This window comes from Flavobacterium sp. AJR (assembly GCF_002156885.1).
In the GTDB taxonomy this organism is placed as follows: domain Bacteria; phylum Bacteroidota; class Bacteroidia; order Flavobacteriales; family Flavobacteriaceae; genus Flavobacterium.
This window is the reverse complement of the sequence record NZ_NCWQ01000002.1, coordinates 155612-180123: the sequence shown is the minus strand read 5'-3', so window position 1 is coordinate 180123 and position 24512 is coordinate 155612. Positions and strand designations below refer to the sequence as shown.

Annotated in this window: 15 protein-coding genes; 7 read left to right on the top strand and 8 right to left on the bottom strand. The window is 32.0% G+C overall.

Annotation, left to right across the window (positions count from 1 at the left end):
* The 5 genes from B8T70_RS01190 to B8T70_RS01170 all read left to right on the top strand — a co-directional run bounded on the left by B8T70_RS01190 (position 1) and on the right by B8T70_RS01170 (position 8220).
* Complete coding sequence (locus B8T70_RS01190) at positions 1-1470, top strand: SusD/RagB family nutrient-binding outer membrane lipoprotein (protein ID WP_039117350.1); 1470 nt, start codon at positions 1-3, stop codon at positions 1468-1470.
* An 87-nt stretch (positions 1471-1557) separates the two neighbouring features.
* Positions 1558-2292: a 23S rRNA (guanosine(2251)-2'-O)-methyltransferase RlmB gene (gene rlmB, locus B8T70_RS01185; protein WP_039111744.1), complete on the top strand. Its 735-nt coding sequence runs from the start codon at positions 1558-1560 to the stop codon at positions 2290-2292.
* A gap of 50 nt (positions 2293-2342) precedes the next feature.
* Complete coding sequence (locus B8T70_RS01180; RefSeq protein ID WP_086893626.1) at positions 2343-3131, top strand: DUF2490 domain-containing protein; 789 nt, start codon at positions 2343-2345, stop codon at positions 3129-3131.
* A 447-nt stretch (positions 3132-3578) separates the two neighbouring features.
* On the top strand, positions 3579-6770 hold the full coding sequence (locus B8T70_RS01175; protein WP_086893625.1) for a SusC/RagA family TonB-linked outer membrane protein: 3192 nt from the start codon (positions 3579-3581) through the stop codon (positions 6768-6770).
* A 4-nt stretch (positions 6771-6774) separates the two neighbouring features.
* Positions 6775-8220 carry a RagB/SusD family nutrient uptake outer membrane protein gene (locus tag B8T70_RS01170; RefSeq protein WP_086893624.1) on the top strand — a complete coding sequence of 482 codons (1446 nt, stop codon included), beginning with the start codon at positions 6775-6777 and terminating at the stop codon, positions 8218-8220.
* A gap of 92 nt (positions 8221-8312) precedes the next feature.
* Here the strand turns inward: B8T70_RS01170 and B8T70_RS01165 are convergent, their stop codons facing one another.
* Both B8T70_RS01165 and B8T70_RS01160 read right to left on the bottom strand, forming a co-directional pair.
* A complete protein-coding gene (locus B8T70_RS01165) occupies positions 8313-8813 on the bottom strand; it encodes a hypothetical protein (protein ID WP_086893623.1) in 501 nt (166 codons plus the stop codon).
* A gap of 79 nt (positions 8814-8892) precedes the next feature.
* Complete coding sequence (locus B8T70_RS01160; RefSeq protein WP_086893622.1) at positions 8893-9645, bottom strand: rhomboid family intramembrane serine protease; 753 nt, start codon at positions 9643-9645, stop codon at positions 8893-8895.
* A gap of 234 nt (positions 9646-9879) precedes the next feature.
* Between B8T70_RS01160 and B8T70_RS01155 the strand changes: the two genes are divergently transcribed.
* Entirely contained in the window at positions 9880-11157 is a 1278-nt protein-coding gene (locus B8T70_RS01155) for a replication-associated recombination protein A (RefSeq protein WP_039117300.1), read from the top strand.
* 17 nt (positions 11158-11174) lie between these two features.
* On the opposite strand, the gene B8T70_RS01150 is transcribed toward B8T70_RS01155, so the two are convergent.
* From B8T70_RS01150 to B8T70_RS01130, 5 genes are read right to left on the bottom strand one after another with little or no spacing between them, the layout of a single operon-like run.
* Positions 11175-11927: a hypothetical protein gene (locus B8T70_RS01150; RefSeq protein WP_039117301.1), complete on the bottom strand. Its 753-nt coding sequence runs from the start codon at positions 11925-11927 to the stop codon at positions 11175-11177.
* Between the two features lie 4 nt (positions 11928-11931).
* Positions 11932-12624 (bottom strand): YjjG family noncanonical pyrimidine nucleotidase, encoded by a 693-nt coding sequence (locus B8T70_RS01145; protein WP_039117302.1) that lies wholly within the window; start codon positions 12622-12624, stop codon positions 11932-11934.
* Between the two features lie 2 nt (positions 12625-12626).
* On the bottom strand, positions 12627-13322 hold the full coding sequence (gene radC, locus B8T70_RS01140; RefSeq protein WP_086893631.1) for a DNA repair protein RadC: 696 nt from the start codon (positions 13320-13322) through the stop codon (positions 12627-12629).
* Between the two features lie 5 nt (positions 13323-13327).
* The gene (gene murC, locus B8T70_RS01135; RefSeq protein WP_039117303.1) at positions 13328-14689 is read right to left on the bottom strand and encodes a UDP-N-acetylmuramate--L-alanine ligase; all 1362 of its coding nucleotides are present in this window, start codon (positions 14687-14689) and stop codon (positions 13328-13330) included.
* 44 nt (positions 14690-14733) lie between these two features.
* A complete protein-coding gene (locus tag B8T70_RS01130) occupies positions 14734-15429 on the bottom strand; it encodes a lipopolysaccharide assembly protein LapB (protein ID WP_086893621.1) in 696 nt (231 codons plus the stop codon).
* Between the two features lie 120 nt (positions 15430-15549).
* Here B8T70_RS01130 and B8T70_RS01125 point away from each other — a divergent pair, with 120 nt between their 5' ends.
* Positions 15550-22035, top strand: a complete 6486-nt coding sequence (locus tag B8T70_RS01125) for a carboxypeptidase-like regulatory domain-containing protein (RefSeq protein ID WP_086893620.1) — start codon at positions 15550-15552, stop codon at positions 22033-22035.
* 156 nt (positions 22036-22191) lie between these two features.
* Here B8T70_RS01125 and B8T70_RS01120 read toward each other — a convergent pair whose 3' ends face one another.
* Positions 22192-24336: a S46 family peptidase gene (locus tag B8T70_RS01120; RefSeq protein WP_086893619.1), complete on the bottom strand. Its 2145-nt coding sequence runs from the start codon at positions 24334-24336 to the stop codon at positions 22192-22194.
* Positions 24337-24512: the final 176 nt, after the last annotated feature.

Below are 24512 nucleotides of genomic sequence, written 5' to 3'. Positions count from 1 at the left end.
ATGAAAAAAATCATAGCAATACTAACAATTGGTCTGTCGATGACAGCTTGTGTTAGTGAAGATATAAACACAGACCCAAATAGCGCCTATACTACCGTTCCTGGATCCCTTATAAATTATGCTCAAAAGGAATTAAGTGATTACGTAAACACTCCTAGTGTAAACGAAAATAACTTCAGATTAACGATGCAGTACTGGCAAGAAGCAATCTATGTAAACGAAAGTAATTATGACTTTGTTAACAGAAATGTTTCTAACAACATTTACACTGATAATTATGTAAATGTATTGAACAACTTAGGTAAAGCAAAAGAACTGGTTAATGCGTATGTACCAACTATTGCTGAAGCTCCAGCATGGCCAAAAAACAAAAAAAACCAATTGGCTATTATTGATATCATGCAAGTTTACACATTTCAAATGCTTGTAGATACTTTTGGAAATATACCTTATACTCAAGCTGCAAATCTTACTGCTTACCCATTACCAGCATATGATGATGCATCTAAAATTTATGAAGATTTAATCGTAAGAATAAATACAGATATAACTAATTTAGACATTACAGCAACTGGCTTTAAGACTTTTAGTGATGGTGACAAATATTACAATGGAGCTATTGCAAAATGGATTGTACTTGCTAACTCTTTAAAATTAAAACTAGCAATCGGAATTGCCGATGCAAATCCAACTTTAGCACAGACTACAGCACTTTCTGCTATAGCTGCAGGCGTTATGACTTCTCCTGCTAATAATTGTCAATTTCAATACTTATCTCCATCTCCAAATTTCAACCCTTTGTTTGAAAACTTGGCTGCAAGTGGTAGAGATGATTTCTTCGCTGCTAAACCATTAGTTGATTATATGAATGCATCTAATGACCCAAGAATAAGTCATTATTACGAACCAAAAGTAGATGAGACTCCAGATGATCCTTCAGATGATATTTTTGTAGGTCAAGAAGTTGGAAAAAGCGGAAAATATAGTGATTTTTCTAGCATCGGTGCATTTGCATACACTCGTACTACTCCTGGTATTATATTAAACTATACTGAGGTTGCTTTTTATGTAGCTGAAGCAAATGCTAGATGGAATACAGCAGCAGCTGCAACATCTTACACTACTGCAGTTACAGCTTCAATAGTAGAATGGGGCGGCACAGCCGCAGATGCTACTACTTATCTTGCAGGAAAACCATACGACCCAGCTAATTGGAAAAAATCAATTGGGGAACAAGCTTGGGTAGCAATGTTTAACCAAGGTATAACTTCATGGAATTTCTGGAGAAGATTAGATTTCCCTGTTTTAGTTGCACCTCCTACTGCTATTACTAATGCTGGTGGTAAAGTTCCAGTAAGAATGACATATCCAGTTCTTGAACAACAAGTAAATAATTCAAACTGGAAAGCAGCTTCTGATGCTATCGGTGGAGATTTATTAACAACAAAACTATTCTGGGATAAATTCTAATTTTTTATCTTAGTAATCATAATTAAGCCACTCTGTTCGTTCAGAGTGGCTTTTTTTTTATATGAACATTATAACTATATTTGCCGTATGGAAAAAGAACATCAAATATTCGGAATTAGAGCCATCATAGAGGCAATACAATCAGGAAAAGAAGTAGACAAGGTCTTCATACAAAAAGAAATATCAGGTGAACTGATGAAAGATTTAATGAAAGTGATGAAACGCGCCAACATAAATTTTTCATATGTTCCTGTTGAAAAGCTAAACAGATTAACCCCAAATAATCACCAAGGTGCAGTAGCAACTATATCACCAATTGGATTTATTGAATTAGAACATTTGGTAGATTCAACTGTTGCTTCAGGAAGTACTCCCCTATTTTTAATTTTAGATCAAATATCTGACGCCCGTAATTTTGGTGCCATTATCAGAACTGCAGAGTGTACTGGCGTAAACGGGATCATCGTTCAGAAATCAGGCTCAGCCCCAGTTAACGGAGATACTGTTAAGACATCTGCCGGAGCGGTATTTAATGTACCTATTTGTAAAGTAGAACACATAAAAGATGCTATATTTTACCTACAAGGTTCAGGCATAAAAACTGTAGCTGCAACCGAGAAAACCGATCAAAACATTTATGACGTTTCATTAAATGAAGCTGTCGCTATAATAATGGGATCTGAGGATAGAGGTATCAATCCATCCGTATTAAAAATAGTTGATGAAAAAGCAAAACTTCCAATGTTTGGAACAATAGGATCTCTAAACGTTTCTGTTGCTTGTGGAGCTTTTTTATATGAGGCTGTCCGCCAAAGAAAATAAAACCAACACATAAGATTAGAGGGTAAATAAATAATTATAAATAATTTTTTATGCATTCCAATTCTATTCGTAACATTCCAACAAAAAAAGTCATATTTATACTTGTAATATTTCTAATTACAAGTATAAGTCATGGACAAAGTTCTACATATAATCAATTCTGGAGCGAGATTCAATTCAACAGAACTATAAATGAAAAATGGTCCCTTGAACTAAATCTTGACAATACCTACAGCAGCACAGAATCTTCTTCTCAAATTTTCCACACAAATACACAAAAAGCACTTAGAACATGGGGACACTTCTACTTAAATCCTCGATGGAAACTATCTAGCTTCTTAGCCTATTATGACAACAAAGATGTTCCTGAAATAGGACAATTTAAATCTCCTGAATGGAGGTTTGCATTACAAGGCACTTACTATTTTCATAAGATAGGATATACTCTCAGCACAAGAATGAGAATAGAACTCCGATATATAAGAGATGAAAACGGTAGTTATCAAGATATATATAGATATCGCCAACAAATCAAATACTTAAAACCAATAAATAGTAAAGTACTCCGTGAAGGTGTAGTTTACGCTATAATTTCTGATGAATTATTCTTCAAATCAGATGCAAAAATTACTGGGTTAAGTTTTTTTGACCGCAATAGATTAAACCTTGGTGCAGGATATTTATTTACAGACGACATACAAATAGAATTAAGCTATGCCAATGAGTACCTCCCAAGAGACACAGATTCGCAAATAATAAATGCAGCTTCTGTAACACTAACTTTTAATAATATTTTCAAAAATAATAGTAAAAAGACACTTCAAAAATCAAATCAATAACACTCCTGTTACAGACAAAACAATTTAATAACATTGCTTTTATAGAATACCAAAACACTTGTATTCTAGGTTAAATTTCACAATTTAAAGTCAAAAAAACTATATCGTAAAAGGTCTACAGCCCCTATTATCTATGCTTTTTTCGAATGTTTCAAGAAAAAAAAGCATTTATTAACCCATAATTTAACAACAAAAATTACTTTTATTTTTTTCTTTTATTCTGCTCAAAAAAAACAAAAAACAAAAAAAAACCAACCAAAAAAATTAAATATTTTCAAAAATTTAACGATATCACCTACAATAAACAGATAAAAAAACAATGAAAAATTGATTTTTTAACAAGAAATATTTTGTTTATTTACATATTTCGGATAAAAGCAGGCAAATCCATTAGGAAGATTAACAAATTATTAAGATTTTTGTCAAACTAATTCAAAATATTTAAAAATGAAACTAAAATTCAATGGATTCTTAGTACTGCTATTGGTACTGGTTGCGCAATTAAATTTTGCGCAAGAAAGAGTTGTTTCAGGAATTGTTTCTGATGATACTGGAATGCCTATACCTGGTGTAACGGTAACTGTTAAGGGAACAAAAAATGCAACACAAACAGATTTCGACGGAAAATACTCAATTAAAGCGTCGCCTAATCAAATTATTCTTTTCACTTACATTGGGATGAAAAGTAAAGAACAGCCAGCTACATCTTCTGTTGTTAACGCAAAGTTAGTGGGAGATGCAATGGAACTTGAAGGCGTGGTGGTTGTAGCTTTTGGAACTCAGAAGAAAGAAGCTATAACAGGAGCTGTTGCAAAAATTGATGCAAAAGCATTAGAAAACACACAAGCATCTAACGCAATTCAATCTTTAACAGGTAAAGTTGCAGGTGTACAAATCCAAGCAAATTCAGGACAACCTGGAGATGCGCCTCAAGTACGTTTTAGAGGTATTGGATCTATCTCGTCTTCGAATGCACCTTTGTATGTTGTAGATGGTTTTCCATATAACGGAGATATAAACGCTATAGCAACTCAGGATATCGAGTCTATCAGTTTCTTAAAAGATGCATCATCTAATGCATTATACGGAAGTAGAGGAGCAAATGGTGTAATCATTGTTACAACTAAAAAAGGTAAAAAAGGTCAACTAAAAGTTACTTACGAAGGAAAAATAGGAGTTAACTCTAGAGCTGTTCCGGAATACGACATGATTACTGATCCAGGGCAATACTACGAAGCTGCCTATGGAAGAATCAGAAATGGTCTAATTTTTCAAGGAAAAACTCCTGCGGTAGCATCAGCAACTGCATCAAAAAATTTAATCAGTGGGAACCCATCTTATTCACTAGGGTATAATAATTACAACGTAGCAAACGATCAAGTAATTGATCCAGCTACAGGAAAAATAAATCCTAATGCACAATTATTATATCATGATAATTGGGAAAAAACATTATTTAACGACAATACAAGAATTGAGCACTTTTTAAGCTTAGCGGGTAGCTCAGAAAAACTTAATTCTTACTTATCTGTAGGTTACCTATCTGATAATGGATACACAATTAACTCAAACTTTAAACGTGTAACTTTAAGATCTAATGTTGACTATACGATTACTGATAAAATTAAAGCAGGAGCCAACCTTAACTATGCAAACTCTAATCAGAATGCACCAATATCACAAGTAGGTTCTGGTACATACAGCAACTTATTTAGCTGGGCAAGAAATATAGCTCCAATTTATCCTGTTTACCTTAGAAATGAGGCTGGAAACATTGTAACGAACAAAGTAGGAGAGAAAGTATATGACTTTAACCAATCTGGAGATCGTCCTTATGGTTTCAACTTAAATCCTTACGGAACTACATTATTAAATACAAATTTAAATCAAGAAAACAAATTTGGAGCTAGAGGTTACATATCTATCGACTTCTTTAAAGATTTTAACTTCAGATACAATCTTGGTTATGACTTAATGTCTGGATACTATGTAAATAGCACAACAGGAATTGGCGGAGATGACCAAGGGGTAAACGGTAGTATAGGAACAGCATCTAAAGATGATTATACTATTACAAACCAACAATTATTATCTTGGAAAAAATCTTTTGGAGAACACTCACTTGATATACTTGTTGGACACGAGTCTTCAGATTTCACATCAAAAATGTTGACTGGACAAAAAACAGGTGTTGTAATACCAGGTTTACCAGTAGTTAGTAATGCAACTAGATTTTCTTATTTAGATGGTTACAATGACATATACAAAGTAGAAGGCTTCTTCTCTAGATTAAATTATAGCTACAAAAACAAATATTTTGTAAATGGTAGTTTCAGAAGAGATGGATCATCAGTATTCGCACCAGAAAACAGATGGGGTAATTTCTACGGATTTGGAGGAGCATGGTCTGTAACGAAAGAATCTTTCTTTCCTCAAACTAAATGGATCACTGACTTAAGAATTAAAGGAAGTTATGGAGAACAAGGAAATGATAATATCTACTACCCTTCTTCTACAAGAATCAGCAGCCGTAGCTACTTTGGAAGTGAAAGAAACTACTATGCATACCAAACACAATATGAGATTTTACCTGATGCAGACGGAAACGCGAGTGTAGTTACTGTATATGAAGGAAACAAAAAGATTAAATGGGAGAAATCTAAAAACTTAAATATTGGATTCGAAATTGAATTATTCAATAGAGTAAATCTTGAAGCTGAATATTTCGAAAGAAATGTAAGTGATTTAATATATAACCGTCCTTATGCACCAGCAACTGGAATTCCGTTTGTTACTGAAAACATTGGTGACATGTCTAACAAAGGAATTGAGGTTAACTTAGGTGTTGATGTAATCAAAACACAAGATATCGACTTTAACATTTGGGCTAATGCAACGCATTATAAAAATAAAGTAACTTCATTACCAAGTCCTTTTACAAGTGGTATCTTTAGATTTGAAGTTGGAGCTCCTGCGTATGCTTACTTCCTAAGAGAATTTGCAGGTGTAGACAAAACTAATGGAGACGCTCTATGGTACATGGATGTAAAAGATGCTTCAGGAAACGTAACTGGTAAAACAACAACAAACGTTTACGGAAATGCAACTCAGTACTTAAGTGATAAAGACGCAAATCCAGATGTATATGGTGGTTTCGGAACTATGTTCAGATTTAAAAACATCACATTCCAAGCAAGTTTTGCATACCAAGTTGGAGGATATATGTATGATGGTGTTTACCAAAGTGCTTTAAGTTCAGGTGACGATAATGTAGGTCAAAACTACCATAAAGACATAGCTAAATCATGGTCAGTTGATAATCCGAATTCAGATATGCCAAGAATTGACCATATTTCTCAATATCAAATGGCGTCTTCTGATTATTTCTTAGCAAAATCAGATTACATCAGCTTACAAGATGTTTCTATATCTTATGATTTCAAAAATAGCAAATTACAAGATCTTGGAATTTCATCTACTAAATTTAGTTTAATGGGAACTAATTTAGCATTATGGTCTGACAGAAAAGGTATGGATCCAAGATTAAGCAATTTAGGTTCAAGAACAAATAATGGCCAGTCATTAAATGTTTATGGAGTTATGAAAACTATCTCATTTGGTTTAACAGTAAATTTTTAAGAATATGAAAAAAATATTAACTATAACATTATCATTGTTGATGTTAACAAGTTGTGATAAAGAATTCCTAAACACAACACCTGAATCAACAATTAATGACGAACAGCTTGCAACATCCGAAGAAGGGTATGCTGCAATTATAAACGGTGTATATTCTGCATTAAGATCATACGGATTATCTATCGGGGCTAACCACGAAGATTACGGACACAAATCTATTCTTGCAGCAACAGATATAATGTCAAATGATGTTGTGCAAACAAAATCAAGCTGGTATGGATCTTTTTACAACTATATAGGAAGACAACAAACAAGTATTAGATCTAAACTTGCTTGGAGTACATACTATCCACAAATTAAGACTTTAAATATCGTTCTTAATGCAGTTCCTGCTGAAGCGGCAACAACTGAAAAACTGAAAAACATTAGAGGAGAAGCATTAGCTTTAAGAGGTTACCTTTACTTTATGTTAGCACGTATGTATGGCCCAACTTATGTAGGCCATCAAACAGACCTATGTGTACCTATTTACACTACAGTATCATTAGAGCCACACGCAAGATCAACTGTTAATGAAGTTTATACTTTAATAGAAAATGATTTAAAAGAATCTCTTCCTTTATTAAAAACTTATACACGTAGAAATACTTCTGCAGTTAATCTATCAGTTGCTCAGGCGTTTTTAGCAGATATTTACCTTGAAATGGGTAAATATGCAGAGGCAGCAACTCTAGCACATACTTCAAGACAAGGATATCCTTTATTAAGTGAGGGTGAATGGAATACTGGATTTTATGACGTGAGCAACAAAGATACTATGTGGGGAATAGCATTAACATCTGCACAAAGTTCTTTTGTAGCTAGTTTCTTTGGACATTTTGACAATACTAACGGTTCTGCTTATGCAGGTGGTGGGGAGATTTACAAAAATATAGACAAAAGACTATATGATGCTATCCCTGATACCGATTACAGAAAAAAAGCATTTGTTGCTCCAACCGGAAATACTACTTATCCTAAATTACCAGCATATGCTAACATAAAATTTAGAGACCCTACAGTTAATGGTGGTGACTACATTTACTTAAGAGCAGCTGCAATGTACTACATCGAAGCTGAAGCTTATGCAAAATCAGGGAACGAAGCGCAAGCAATTCAAACTTTATACGATATTACAGTAACTAGAGATCCTTCTTACGTAAAATCTACAAATACAGGTACAGCCTTAATCAATGAAATCATTCTTCAAAAAAGAATTGAACTTTGGGGTGAAGGATTTGCTTGGTTTGACATGAAACGTTTAGGTATTCCATTAGTAAGAGATTATGCTGAATCTAATCATGCAACTTTTGGAAAATTCAATATCCCTGCTGGTGATAATAAATTTACCTTCCAGGTTCCACAAGCAGAAATAGATGCAAATACATTAATTGTACAAAGTCCACTATAATTCTTGGTGTTCTTATAAACATAAAAACCATCCCAAATTTGGGATGGTTTTTTTATACAAGCTATTCAAAAAAAATAGTCAATTACTATTTATTATTTCTCCACTTCTTTAAGAAAACAATTTAACTGTTCTATGATGGCACTTTTATGTAGCTTAAAGTCATAATCCCTGACAAACTCTGTTCCTTCCATATTAATACTAGCAGTAACGGCTTCGTAAGTTGAAAATGCTTTTAAATTATTTTTGTCAATTATATACAACACTTGCAAAATAGAATCTTGCTTTAAGTATTGCGTATCATAATGCTTTAATTTATATTTTATCTTGTTTGATAATTCCAACGTTAAATCATCTTTTATATTATGCCCCACTTCTTTTGGAGGAAATGGAGTTGGTTGCAAAGCAATAAAATAATTCTCTTTATCGGTTACAATATTTATTTTTAAAGATTTTGATTCTGTGGTATAAAATGGAGTCGGTTTAATATAATAAAACATAGAACCATCTGCCTGGATTCGATTATGGATTTCACATTGCGCAAAAACCATTGGCATCGACAATAAACATCCTACTAATAAACTTATCTTTTTCATATCCAGAGTTTTTGAAAGAATTAAATTATTCTAACAAAAATACTCATTAAAAAAATAAGTTTTAGCAATGAACTAATAATTAGAGATTATCATCTGATTCATCACGATTTACAACGGTATACTCTACTAAAACATCGGAATAAAAATATGGTGCTTCTTCAGGAATTTCGGTATTGACGAAATTTCCATTTTCATCAAAATGCTTCATAAAATCATCCTCTTCTGGATTATAATCTGGTTGCTGCCAATCATACAAAAGAGGCTTTTGATACTCGGGAGTTTTAAATTGTATCGACATTACAAATCCTGTTATAAAACCAGCCAAATGCCCCTCCCAAGAGATTGAAGCATCTACTTCGGGAAAAACATACCAAATCATGCCTCCATAAAGCATAATCACTGAAAGCGACAAAGCAACCAAGCGGTAATATTTTGTTTGAATTCCTTTAAAAAAGATAAAACTTACCAAAACATATATTAATCCGCTTGCTCCAATATGATAATTAGGTCTTGCAATAACCCAAGTAATTAATCCTGAAAATAATATTCCGTAAACAATTACAGGAATAGTTTGTTTTGGATAAAAAAACTGAAGTGCTGCTAGTAAAACTAGTAATGGTATGGAGTTATTATACAAATGGCTAATATCGGCGTGAATAAAAGGACTAAATATTACACCTTCTAAACCTGTGAATGTTCTTGGATAAATTCCGTGTTCATAAAAATCAAAATCATAACGAATTTGCAACCAATATACAATCCATAAGAGCAGCACAGAAAATAATGGTAGCGCAATAACCGAATTGGTAAATTTGAAATCTTTTTCCACTATTGTATATGATTATGATTAACATCTAAATTCAAGTCAAAAATTTATCCAAAATAAATTTAATGCTATTTTGTCAGACTCCAATGCAGCAATTAAATACCTTTTTAGCCCAGATCGCAACGGTATCCTTTATTGTTGCTTCTTTTGCAACAATAAAGATATAGTGAAGAGCTGGAAAAGCTCCTAAAAAAACTAAATGTGGCAATAAATTAAAATTGAAAATAGTAATTTTACAAAATGGAAGCACCATTAGCAGAACGTATAAGACCTCAGAAATTAGAAGACTACGTTAGTCAGAGTCATTTGGTTGGACCAAACGGTTCACTAACTCAACAAATCGCAAAAGGAATTATTCCTTCATTGCTGTTTTGGGGACCACCTGGAACTGGAAAAACAACTTTGGCACAAATCATAGCACAAGAATCTAAACGTCCTTTTTATATATTAAGCGCTATAAATTCGGGGGTAAAAGATATTCGTGATGTTATAGAAAAAGCGAAACAAAGCGGTGGTTTATTTACAGCTAAAAATCCGATTTTGTTTATTGATGAGATTCATCGTTTTAGTAAGTCCCAACAAGATTCACTTTTGGCTGCTGTTGAAAAAGGCTGGATTACACTTATTGGCGCAACAACCGAAAACCCAAGTTTTGAAGTAATTCCCGCTTTACTTTCCCGATGTCAAGTTTATATTTTGAATGCTTTTACAAAAAGTGATTTGGAATTATTATTGCATCGCGCCATGAAAACAGATGTTGTCTTGGCTTCAAAAAAAATAAACTTAAAAGAAACTGAAGCTTTATTGAGACTTTCCGGAGGCGATGGAAGAAAGCTACTAAATATTTTTGAATTGGTCATAAACGCATCGCCAGATGATGAAATAACCATAACCAACGATCGTGTTTTTGAACTTGTACAACAAAATACTGTTTTGTATGACAAAAGCGGTGAACAACATTATGATATCGTTTCGGCATTTATAAAATCGATACGCGGAAGCGATCCTAACGGTGCTGTTTACTGGTTAGCCAGAATGATTGAAGGTGGTGAAGATGTAAAATTTATTGCGAGAAGAATGCTTATTCTATCGAGTGAAGACATAGGAAATGCAAATCCTACCGCATTTATAATGGCAAACAATACTTTTCAGGCTGTTGCTACGATTGGTTATCCTGAAAGCAGGATAATACTAAGTCAGTGTGCTATTTATTTGGCAACTTCGCCTAAAAGCAACGCATCCTACATGGCAATTGGTAATGCGCAGCAGTTAGTAAAACAAACTGGAGATTTACCTGTTCCGATACATTTACGTAATGCTCCAACTAAGTTAATGAAGGAATTAGGTTATGGAGATGATTATAAATATTCGCATGATTATGCAAATAATTTTGCTGAGCAAGAATTTTTACCAGACGCATTATCTGAGACTGTAATATATAATCCCGGCAACAATTCTAGAGAGAATAGCAACCGGGAATTTTTGAGGAATCGTTGGAAAGATAAATACGGTTATTAACTCCGTATAAAATTAGTTTAGAATTTTACGATTACTTTTTCTGAAACTAATTTATCATTTTTATAGTATTCAAAATACCATTCGTTGTCTTTAGCATTTAGAGAACCTTGAATATCTCCTTTTATAGCGATGAAAGAATCTGGACGAGACGTTTTCATTAATTTCATAACTACTTTTGGCGTTTTATCGATTAATTGATAACCTGTTTCTGTAGGTTGCGCATACAATAAATTAGGATCATTATTGTTTACAACTGTATTAACAACTGCAGCATTGGTTGTTACAGCAACAGGAGCAACTGCAACCTGATTATTCACTGAAGTTTGATTATTAGTTGTCGTAGCTTTTGTTCCATTGTATTTATAATGCAATGCATTAATTGATAAAAAAGCTTGATTTAAGGCTTCAGAATATGCTCCATCAAAATCTTTGGTTTTACTCTTTCCTATATCTGATGTAAAAACAATTTTTCCGTAACAATCTTTAAATACTACATACAGTTTTGTTACCAAAAAACCATTATCTCTAATAACATCTACATTTAACAAATCACATCTGTTATAGTCTTGCGGAATTGCGTCATTAGCATAAAATGCTTCGAAACCTGCTTTATTTAAATTAAACTTGGTAAGCGTAGCTAATCTATATTGATTATCAGTTTTCATAAAATCATATTTCAACGGAATAATTACTGCTTTGTAATCATTCACTGACTGAGAAAAGCCATAGCTTGAAATAAATATAAGTAATAATAAGATTTTTGTTTTCATAATTTTATAAGTAATTTTTAAGTTCTAATAAATGGTTTATTTGTTTAATGTTATGTTGTGCTTCTACTTTTTTATCATTGAAGAAGATTACATCAAGTCCGGCATTTAAAGCTCCTTGAACATCGGCATCCAAACAATCTCCAATCATGATGCTGTTTTCTTTTTTAGAATTAGCAGAATTCAAGGCATATTCAAAAATGATAGGATTAGGTTTCTTTACCCCTGCATTTTCAGAATTTGTTATTGTCTGAAAGTAGGTTTCAATGTTTGAATTTGATATTTTCTTATACTGGACATCTGCAAATCCGTTTGTAATGATATGCAATCTGTATTTATCTTTTAAGTATTCTAAAATTTCAATTGCTCCATCAAAAAGATAATTATTTAATGGTAATAACTGAATATACTCTTCGGCCATTTCATCAATTAAACTATCTGAAACAACGTAATCTAAAGCATCAAAAGTATGCTTTAGTCTATTATAACGTAGTTCTATATGCGAAATTTCATCATTTTGATACAATTTCCAACAAGCCTGATTTATTGGAATATACTTTTCTATAAAAGCATTGATTTCAATTGTTGGGTGATTTTTTTTCAAAATACTTTCAAATGCTAATTCAGAATTTTTATCAAAATCCCAAAGCGTATGATCTAAATCAAAAAAAACATCTGTAATTATGGTATTATTTTTCATTCTTAAAAAATTCCTTCATCTAAAAAACTGTAATATCCAGTTTCAATAATTATAATATGATCTAACACTTTAATATCTAAGCTTTCGCCTGCCAATTTAAGCTTTTTTGTAATTTCTTTATCTTGTTCACTAGGAATTAATGATCCAGAAGGGTGATTATGACATAAAATCAATGAAGTTGCTCCTGTTTCAAGTGCCATTTTAAAAACCAACCTAACATCTACAAGAGTTCCAGTAATTCCTCCTTTACTCAATTGTGATTTTGAAATAACTTTATTTGAATTATTTAAAAACACAACCCAAAACTCTTCATGTGGTAATTCTCCAATGATAGGTTGCATGATTTCAAAAACTACTTTACTCGATGTAATCTTGATTAAATCTACAACATCCTCTGCCCTTCTGCGTCGTCCTAATTCTGTTGCGGCTAAAATCGAAATAGCCTTAGCCTCACCTATTCCTTTAAAGCCTATTAATTGTGTAATTGATAATTTACCTAAAGCATTTAGATTATTATCTACACTAGAAAGAATTCTTTTACTCAAATCAACAGCCGATTCATTTTTACTTCCTGAACCAATCAAAATAGCGATTAGTTCGGCATCACTTAAAACATCTTTGCCTTTTAGCATCAATTTTTCACGTGGCTTATCGTCTTCAGACCAATTGGATATAGATATAAAAGAACTTTCTTCCATTAACATTATAATATTGTAATTAATCCTTTTACATCATCAAAGTTCAATCCTCCATAATTCCCAGAACTCATTAATAACAATGCCGAATTTTCTAAATCTAAATTGAATAAGTAATCTTTAAAATCTTTTGGATTCGTGTAAATAATCAAGTCTTTACGATTAAAGGCTATAGCAATTTGTTCGTAAGTAACTTCTTCTAATTGTTTTATTTTTACTGCATCTGGCGAATAAAAAACAACAGCAACATCTGCATATTCTAAAGCTCCTTCATATTCTTTTAAGAAGTCAGCATTTAAACTACTATACGTATGCAACTCTAAACAAGCTACTAATTTACGATTTGGGTATTGCTCTTTTACTGCTTTTGTTGTTGCTGCAACTTTGCTTGGTGAATGTGCAAAATCTTTATAAGCTACTCTATTCTTTGCTTCTGCTATTTTTTCTAATCGTTTAGATGCACCTTTAAAACTAGCAATTGCTTCATAAAAATCGGCTTCATCTACACCCATATTTTGGCAAATCCATTTTGCTCCAGCTAAGTTGTTCAAATTATGAGCTCCAAAAACCTCAATAGGCATATTTCCTTCAGGCGTTTCAAGAAGTGTTACTCCATCGCTTACCGTATAATTTGGTGTATGATATGGTAATTTTCTAATTGGGTTCGTAGCTGATTCTGCCACACGTTTCACTTCAGAGTCATCTTCGTTATAGACCAATATCCCACCGTTTGTAATTTTTTCAATAAAAATTTCAAACTGTTCTACATAGTTCTCATAAGTAGGAAAAACATTGATATGATCCCAAGCAATTCCTGAAATCAAAGCAATATTTGGTTGATATAAATGAAACTTAGGTCTTCTATCTATAGGTGAAGATAAATATTCATCTCCTTCCAGAACCATAAAATCATTCTCTTCGGTAAGATGCACCATTGTATCAAATCCTTCTAATTGTGCTCCAACCATATAATCGACCTCGATATTATGATAATGCATTACGTGTAAAATCATCGAGGTTATTGTAGTCTTTCCGTGAGAACCACCAATAACAACACGTGTTTTATTCTTTGATTGTTCATATAAAAACTCCGGATAAGAATAAATTTTCAATCCTAATTCTTGAGCTTTTAGCAATTCTGGATTATCTGCCTTAGCGTGCATTCCTAAAATTACTGCCTCGATATCTGAAGTAATTTTTTCAGGAAACCAACCCATTTCCAGAGGCAAGATTCCTTTTTTCTCCAAGCGTGATTTCGAAGGTTCGAAAATTGCATCATCACTTCCTGTAACTTGATATCCTTTATTGTGTAATGCTAATGCCAGATTGTGCATTGCACTCCCACCTATGGCGATAAAATGTGTTCTCATTTTAGTTTGTTCGGTTATTCGTTTATTTATTATTGATCAATTAGTTAATGCTGATTCTGTTTGTATTCTTCCAAAATTGTTTTGGCCTTTTCAGGTTGATTCATTTTTTTCTGATACAAATTGGCAAGCATTAGATAACTGGCTTTTGATTTACTTACAATAATGGCATGTTTATATTGTCGTTCTGCATCCGAATATCTTTTAAAATATTCATCAATATGCCCTCTTGACAAATAGCCATCTATCGGTGACAATTTTAACAATTCATCTGAATATTTTATAGCTTTACTCTGGCTACCACCAGCAATTCCAGGCAATTGCAAATTTAATTCTATAAGTGCCCAACGTGCTTCTATATGTTTCGGGTTAAGTACGATTGCTTGTTCAAACGAACCTCTTACTTCATCTATCATTCCAAAAGCCTTAAATTTACTTACTCCAAGAGCTTTCATCCCTAAAGCCGCTCCATATTTATAGAAATAGTTAGCTCCAGATGGCTTTAGTTGCTTTAATTTTTTATAATACCCAACAGCTTGATCCCATTCTTTATTCTGAGTAGCTATATCTCCTAAATATTCAATTGTTTTTAAATCTGACGGTTTTTCCTTTAAAACTGATTCAAAAAGTGTTTCAGCTTTATCAAATTTCTGCGCTTCAAATAACTTTTGCGCTTTCTCAAAATTAGATTGCGACCATATTAGGGTCGGAAGCAAAAGAAAGACAATTATTATTTGTTTCATTCTTCAAAAATAGTGGAAATATAAAACGTATCATTTCTTTTTAAGTATAAATTAGTAATTTGTACGAGATTTATTTTCAATACTACATCAATCTTTTAAAATAATACTAAACCAGTTTTTATGAAGAATATCTATTTTGTCTTATTTCTAATTTCTACCTCAATATTTGGGCAACAATATGAAAAAAACTGGAATAAAGTAATTGAAAATGAAGATCTCGGCAAAATAAAAACTGCTAATGAAATTGTTACTAAAATCTATAAAAAGGCAGTTGCTAATAAAGACGAAGTACAAATTATAAAATGCTTTTTTTATAACTCAAAATACCTACAGGTCGTTGACGAAAATGCTCAATCAAAGATTTTGAATAACTTGAAATTTGAAATCAATCGAGCATCAATCCCATCAAAAGCAATTTTAAATTTAGTTTATGCTAAATGTTTGAATAATTATTATAGTCGTAATGAATATAAAATTAACCAAAGATCAAATGTTACTTTCCTAGATGAAGATTTTTTGACATGGACCAAAGACAACTTTACAGATCAAATTAGTCTAGCTCTAAAAAACTCTTTGGAAAACGAAACACTTTTAAAGAATACTCTTTTAATAAATTACGAACCCCTTTTTGATTATTCAACTATAGACAAGTTCAGAGCCTTGAGTTTATTAGACTATGTCATATCAGAAAACATAGCAATTTACACACAAAAAATTCGCCAATGGGAAATCCAAAAAAGCGATTTTTCACCTTACAAAAAAGATTTATTAGGAAAATCAAACACTTTTTTAAAGCTGAATTTTGACTTTGTAATAAACGAAAATTTAAAATTGTCTTTAAAATTATATCAAAAACAAGAAGCAAACAATCCTGATGCAGAAAACTTATGGCAACGAATTCAATTTTGTAAACAATATTTAATAAATTCAGATAACGACTATTTTCAGGCATTAATATCTCTTCAAAAAAACTCAACTGACCTACTTTTAATCCAAAAAATCCAATTAGAAAAAGCTTCTTATTTATCTGAAAATGTCTCCAAAAAAGACCATCCCGATTATAACATTCAAGCAATTGTAACTTTAGATAGCGTCCTAAAGACAAACAATCGTTCGAATGCCTACAAATTAGCTATCCAAAAAAAAGAAATTATTTTAAATAAAACTTTAAATGTAGAGCTTCAAAAATACGGTTATAACAATGAAAGTACACGAGCATTTATACGATACAAAAATGTTGAAAATTTTAAAATTTCATTTTATCAAGTAACACAAAATCAAATTTCTGAATTAGAAAGATATAATTCAAAAAGAGATAGTGTAAAAAACTTCATTATTAAAAACAAACAGCCCATTATTACAAAATCTTATTCTCTTACCAATAAAAAGGATTTTTTAGAATATTCAACTGAAGTACTACTTCCTCAACTAAAAACGGGTTCATATTTGGCCTATTTTGAAAGCGAATCCGATTCAAAAGACAGGAAAGCTTTTACTTTTGAAACCATTACAATTTCAAACCTAGCTGTTTTAGCATCGCAAAATATTAAATCAGAAATCTATCAGGTTTTAGACAGAAAAACAGGAAAACCATTAGAAAATGTAACCATCCAATCATCAACTTTCAACATCAAAACCAATAAGGACGGTGTTGCCGTTTTTAATAAACCAAAGGACAATTCAACTTATGAGGTTATAAATTTATATAACACAAGTGATACCCTCTCGATTAAAAAAAACTACCTATACTATAATAACGAGTATTCATCAGAAGATAAAGAAGCTTCTAAGGGAAAAATTGAATTTTATCTAGACCGCGCCATTTACCGTCCTGGGCAAACTGTATATTACAAAGGAATAGCTGTTCAGAAAATAAAACAAAAAACATCTGTCATTGCAAATACAAAATTTGCCATAATAATTGAAGATGCCGACGATAACGAATTCAAAAATTTTGATGTGACTACAAATGAATTTGGCTCTTTTTCTGGCGAATTTGTACTCCCTAAAACAGGTCTTACTGGAAACTACAAAATAAAAACCGAAGAACCAGATGATTATGAAAATGATGCAGTTTACAACAAAAAAGAAGATGAGCATCCATTTTGGGACAATGCTATTTTTGAAGACTCTCAAATCGAGTTTAGAGTTGAGGAATACAAACGTCCAAAATTTGAAGTCACTTTTGAGCCTAAAAAGGAAAGCTTCCAACTTAACCAATCAATAAAGATAAAGGGTAATGCAAAAGCTTTTGCAGGAAGTAACATTTCTGATGCAAACGTAACTTATACAGTAAGTAGATACACTAATTATTTTAGAAACTATTATTCCCAAGAACAAAATGAAATTATTGCTAGTGGAGAGACTAAAACTGATGCTTCAGGAAAATTTATAATTGAATTTATTGCACAGCCTTCTAAAAACGCAATAAAAGAACAACTCCCTATTTTTAATTACAAAATAATCGCTAATGTTACAGATATAAATGGCGAAACACATGAATCTGAAACGACTCTAAAAGTGGGTTATCATAATTTAGAACTTAAAGCTTTAATTACTCCTGAAATTGAAACCAAAAACAAAAACGAAATCAAACTTAACAGCACCAACTTAAATGGTGAGTTTCTAGCTGTAAAAGGCGAATTGAAGATATATTTTATCAACCCACAATCATCTAAATTTAAAGGAAGAATTTTTCCTCAGCCAGATATTGAAGGAATCTCTTCTCAAGATTTTGAAAAATCATTTCCTTACGAAAACAATCAAAATTTAAAAGAAACAACACCTGAAACCTTAGTCTTTTCAAAAAATATTGATACCGAAAAAGATAAGATTATTCCTTTAGATTTTATTTCAAATTACAAATCTGGAAGTTATAAAATTATTTTTTCAGCAAAAGACAACTTTAATAATCTTATCGAAGATGTTTCAAATTTTGAACTAACACAAAGCAAAGACAAATTTGATGCTAGTAAATTATTTACTGTACAACAAATTAATACAGACGCAAAAAAAGATGGCTTTGCATTAATAAAACTTTCATCTGTTATTCCTGAATTGTATATCACTGCAACTGGAAACTACAATAGCTCCACTTTTCATGAAGAGACTTATCATCTTCTAAACAACGAAACCATAATTAAAATTCCTTTGAAAAAAGATTTTCAAAATGCGGTAAGCATCACCTTTGAAAGCATATTCGAAAATGAAAGATTTAGTTCTAATCTTTCTGTATTTCTAAAAACTGAAAATCCACAATTAAAATTTAATGTAGAAACATTTAGAAGTAAGATACAACCAGGAAGCAATGAAAACTGGTCTTTCAAATTGAAAGGTATTAATACTAAAAAGGAATCCGAAGTACTCGCATCAATGTATGATAGCTCTCTAGATCAATTTAGCACGAAAGAATGGAATGGTTTAACTTTTGATGAATATAGTAATGGAAATACCTACAAATCACTGTTAGGGTTTGAAAAAATCAACGTTACCCTTTCTAATTTGAATAATCCCTCAAATCGTATAGATTTTAAAAACGAAAGCATTAAATTAATTTGGTTCGGATTTGATTTCAACAACAGTAATAGCGCCTTATATCTTCAAAGAGAATATAAAAGACAACTCAATAAAAAAATCAAAAAACCTTTAAACGCTAAAATGATTTCTGGAGTCATCTCAGACAACACAGGCTTGCCAATCCCAGGCGTATCAATCACCATTAAAAATACTCAGAGAAGCACCAGTTCTGATTTCGATGGCTATTACGAGATTGAAGCTGTAAATGGTGAAGAATTAGTCTTTTCATTTATAGGATACGATAGTCAATCAATTATTATACAAAACAAAAAAAACATTGATATTATTTTAAAGGAAGCTTCACAGAGTTTACAAGAAGTTGTAGTTACTGCGTATGGTATTAAAAGAGAAAAAAGATCGCTTACTTCTGCCGTTACAAAAGTCAATTCAGAAAGCCTTCAAGTTGAAGCAGATAATCAAGTATATAATACTGCAGACACATTATCGGGAATAATAAAAGGAATATCAATAAGAGGAGCTGGTTCTCTTGACCCAAATAGTAATCTTTTATATATACTCGATGGTGAAGTTGTATCCGAAAACTCTATTAAAAACCTTAACCCTAGCGACATTCTTTCTATGGATGTTTTAAAAGCTCCCCAAGCAATTGCTCTTTATGGAAGTAAAGCTGCTAATGGTGTAATAATCATTACAACAAAAAATGCTCTAGAAGAACTAACTCAAGTAAAAGCAAGAAAGAACCTTTCGGAAACAGCTTTCTTTTACCCTAATTTAAAAACTGATGCTAGCGGAAAAGTAAGCTTCAATTTTACTTCTCCCGAAGCTTTAACTGCTTGGAAACTTCGATTATTGGCACATAACAAAGATGCTGTTTCAGGTTATTTAGAAAAAACTGTTATTACTCAAAAAGAACTGATGGTTTTACCGAATTTCCCACGTTTCTTAAGAGAAAAAGACACTATTGTTATCAGTACTAAAATATCAAATGTTACCGCAGAAGCTAAAACCGGAATTGCAATTCTACAGTTTTATGATGCTACAACTATGCAACCAATAGATGTAAAAATGCTGAATGCAAAAAACGTTAAAAACTTTACTGTTGGTGCATTTGGAAATACAACGGCAAGTTGGACAATTTCGATTCCGGAAGGTTTACAAGGCGTACAATATAAAATTCTGGCTAAATCAGGCAACTTCTCTGATGGAGAAGAAAACATCCTTCCTGTTTTAACTAATAATATGTTGGTTACTGAAAGCATCCCAATTTGGGTTCGAGAAAATTCAACCAAAGAGTATACGCTTGAGAATTTAAAGAACAATATTTCTACAACTTTAAAAAATCACCAACTTACATTAGAATATACATCAAATCCTGCATGGATTGCCATACAGTCTTTACCCTATTTAATGGAATATGAGCACGAATGTGCTGAACAGACTTTTGCTCGTTTTTATGCCAATACTTTGGCTTCTCAAATTATTTCGAGTAATCCGAAAATTGCAACTGTTTTTGAAGATTGGAGAAAGAATGGAAAACTGAATTCAAAATTAGAAGAAAACGAAGAACTAAAATCAATTATTCTGGCAGAAACTCCTTGGCTAAATGATGCACAAAGCGAAGAAGAAAAGAAAAAGAATCTAGCGCTTTTATTTGATTTGGAGAAAATGAAAACTTCTCAAGAAGCTACTTTTGATAAACTAAAACAAAAGCAAAAAACATCTGGAGGATTTTCATGGTTTGACGGAAGTGACGAAAGCGAGTATATCACAAGACACATTTTGGCAGGTTTAGGTCATTTATCTAAATTAAATAAAACTAAAGATAATGATGAAAAAATTAATGCTATTACCAAAACCGGAATTCCGTTTTTAGATAACAAGTTTTTAGAATACTATAAAACTCAAACTAAAAGCTTAAAAGCAACCAGTAAACTAATCTGGATTAATCCTTATTCTGATTTACATTATCTCTATACCAGAAGTTTTTATTTAGATAATTATCCGCTTTCTGACACGTTGAAAAAAGCAACCAAATTGTACTTAGAAACAACTAAAAAAGATTGGCTAAAATATTCCCTTTACGAAAAAGGATTAGCTGCTTTAACCCTAAATCGCTTCGGAGAAAGTGAAACAGCTAAAAAAATCATCGAAAGCCTGAAAGAAACAGCTTCCAATAATGACGATTGGGGAATGTACTGGATTGCGAATAAATCGGGATGGTATTGGTATCAGGCACCTATAGAAACTCAGGCTTTATTAATCGAGGCTTTCGCCGAAGTAAATAATGACACCAAATCTGTAGATGCAATGAAAGTCTGGCTGCTAAAAAATAAACAAACCAAAAACTGGCCGACTACAAAATCGACTACCGAAGCCGTTTATGCTTTATTAATGCAAGGCAATGATTGGTTAAGCGTAAAAGATAATACTGTTATTAAAATTGGGGACGAAAAAATCCTAACCAAAAAATTAACTGAAAACGAAAAAGAAGCTGCAACTGGCTATATCAAACTCAACTGGAAAGCTGATGAAGTAAAAAAAGAAATGGCTTCTGTAAAAATAGAAAACAAATCAAAAGTTCCAGGTTTTGGAGGCGTGTATTGGCAGTATTTTGAAGATTTAGATAAAATTAAAACAAACCCAAATACAACTTTATCTGTTTCTAAAGAATTATACATCAAAACAAAAACAGTTGACGGAGATCAATTACAGAAAATCACAACAAAATCTCCTTTAAAAATCGGTGATTTAATTACGGTAAGATTAATCATTTCGTCCAAAGAAGATATGGAATTCGTTCACTTAAAAGACATGAGAGCTTCTTGTTTTGAACCTGTAAATGTTCTTTCAGAATATAAATACAAAGATCGATTGGGTTATTATATGAGTACAAAAGATGCCGCAACACACTTTTTCTTTGATAAGGTAAATAAAGGAACTTATGTACTGGAATATGATATTAGAGTAAACAATGGCGGTAACTTCTCTAATGGAATTTCTACAATCGAAAGTATGTATGCTCCAGAATTTTCAAGTCATAGCAAAGGAATTCGTGTAAAGGTTAATTAACAAAAGTTTTAAAATTCCAATATAAAAAATCCAAATTCCAAAATAAGACACCATATTTTTTTGTCAGGCTGCGCGAAGTCGAAGCCCATTTTTAAACATAAAAAAACCCGACAAGCTTCAAAAACTTGTCGGGTTTACTTTTAGAAATAAATCAAACTATTTCACAATTGTCATTTCATCAACAATGTGTTTTGCTCCTGCATATTTATCGATAATCCAAAGTACATAACGAATATCAACATTGATAGTTCTTTGTAATTTAGGATCAAAAATAACATCTCCAGCCATAGCTTCAATATTACCATCAAAAGCAATTCCGATTAATTCTCCTTTTCCGTTAAGAACTGGCGAACCTGAATTTCCTCCTGTAATATCATTATCTGTTAAGAAGTTTACTGGCATATATCCAGCTTTATCTGCATATTGACCAAAATCTTTTGCTTTGTTTAATTCTAATAATCTAGCTGGTAAGTCAAATTCCTGATCTCCTGCTTTATACTTTTTAACCATTCCGGCCATTGTAGTATAATTATTAACTTTAGCATCATTTCTCTTATCTTCTGGCAAAGCACGAACTTTTCCGTAAGTTAATCTTAAAGTAGAGTTAGCATCTGGATATTTAATTGTGTTTAATTTAGACACTCTTAAACCTTCTACCAATTCACGGTAAGCAATTGCAAAACTATCATCAGCTTTTAATTGTCCGTCTGTTTTTGTACGGTATTTAGTTAACAAATCATTAGAGATAATATACAATGGATCGTGTACAATCGCCAATGGTTTTGGATCTGCCATAAATGCTAATACTTTATCTTTAGATGTAAAATAACTTATTTCAGTTGCTTTAGTAACATCTGCAGTAAAATCACCATTATTCTCAGATTTCATTTTAGCTATTTGTGGAGCTAAACCATACTCAGTTGCTTTAGAAGCGTATAAATTTAATTGAGCAGCTAACACGTCTTTTTCAAGTGGCGCATAAAATTCACCATAAATACTTTCAATTAAAGCATTAATCTTAGGTAACATTTCTGCCTTTTTAGCATCATTCTCTTTATAGTAAGCAATCAATGCATTTCCTAAATTTGATGGTCCCGTTGCATAGCTAGAAGTACGCAAAAGTTGAGTTAAGTAATTATCGTGAGTCGCTTTTAAATTCGTTTCTCTATAATAACCATTAATAGTCGGAATTACATTTTCGTATTTTTCTTTATTTTCTGGTTTAGTAGCCCATTCGTAGAACTTATCTTCTTGTTCTGTTTTAGTAGCTACTGTTCCTGCTTTTGTTAAAGCATCAATCATACCTTGACGGTTTTTCCAGTAGTTTGCTGTCGAAGCATATTTAGACGCATATTGCAAACGAACTGTTGCATCTTTGTCCATATACTTTTTCATTTGGTCCATTCCAGTTTTTGCACCTTCAACCCAAGCAGGATAAGCATACTTAATGTTTTGCTCAATTCCTCCAGCTGGCATCCAACGGTTTGTTCTTCCTGGATAACCTAAAATCATAGCAAAATCATTCTCTTTAACTCCTTTTAAACTTACTGGTAAGTAATGTTTTGGTTGTAAAGGCACATTATCTTTAGAATATTCTGCAGGATTTCCGTCTTTATCAGCATATACTCTAAACATAGAGAAATCTCCCGTATGACGTGGCCATTCCCAGTTATCAGTATCTCCTCCAAATTTTCCAACACTTTCTGGTGGTGTTCCTACTAAACGTACATCTTTGTAATCTTGGTATACAAAATAGTAGTATTCATTTCCTTGAAAGAATGGACGAACTGAAACAGTATATTTTCCTCCTTCATTATTTTCTTTCTCGATTAAAGCAATTTCTTGTTGAATAACTTTGTTTCTTTCTGCTTCAGTCATTTTATCATCTACTTTAGATAAAATTCTTTTAGAAACATCATCCATACGAACGAAGAAACGAACATATAATGATTTTGGTTTCATTTCGGCACTTTTATCTTTTGCCCAAAAACCATTTTTTAAGTAATTCTGTTCTTCAGTAGAAAGTTCTGCAATAGCATCATATCCACAGTGGTGGTTTGTTAACACTAAACCGTTTTTAGAAACGATTTCGGCAGTACATCCTCCGTTAAACTGAACTATAGCATCTTTCAAACTATGGTTGTTGATACTGTAGATTTCTTCGGATGTAAGTTGTAAGCCCATCTTCTGCATATCTCTATGGTTTAATCTCTCAATAAACATCAAGAACCACATTCCTTCATCTGCTCTCACAGGAAAAGCCATAAGGCACATTGTCAAAAATAAAATTATTTTTTTCATACGTATTAAATATTTTTAGTTCTGCGAATATAGTGCATTTTCACAATTAAACATCTAACCACAATCCTTAAAATAAACATATCAATCAAATCCTACCTAATATTTATGAATTTCGCAGAATCAAAAACAATTCTATCTTCATATATTCATTTTATTTCATAATTAAATATGTAATA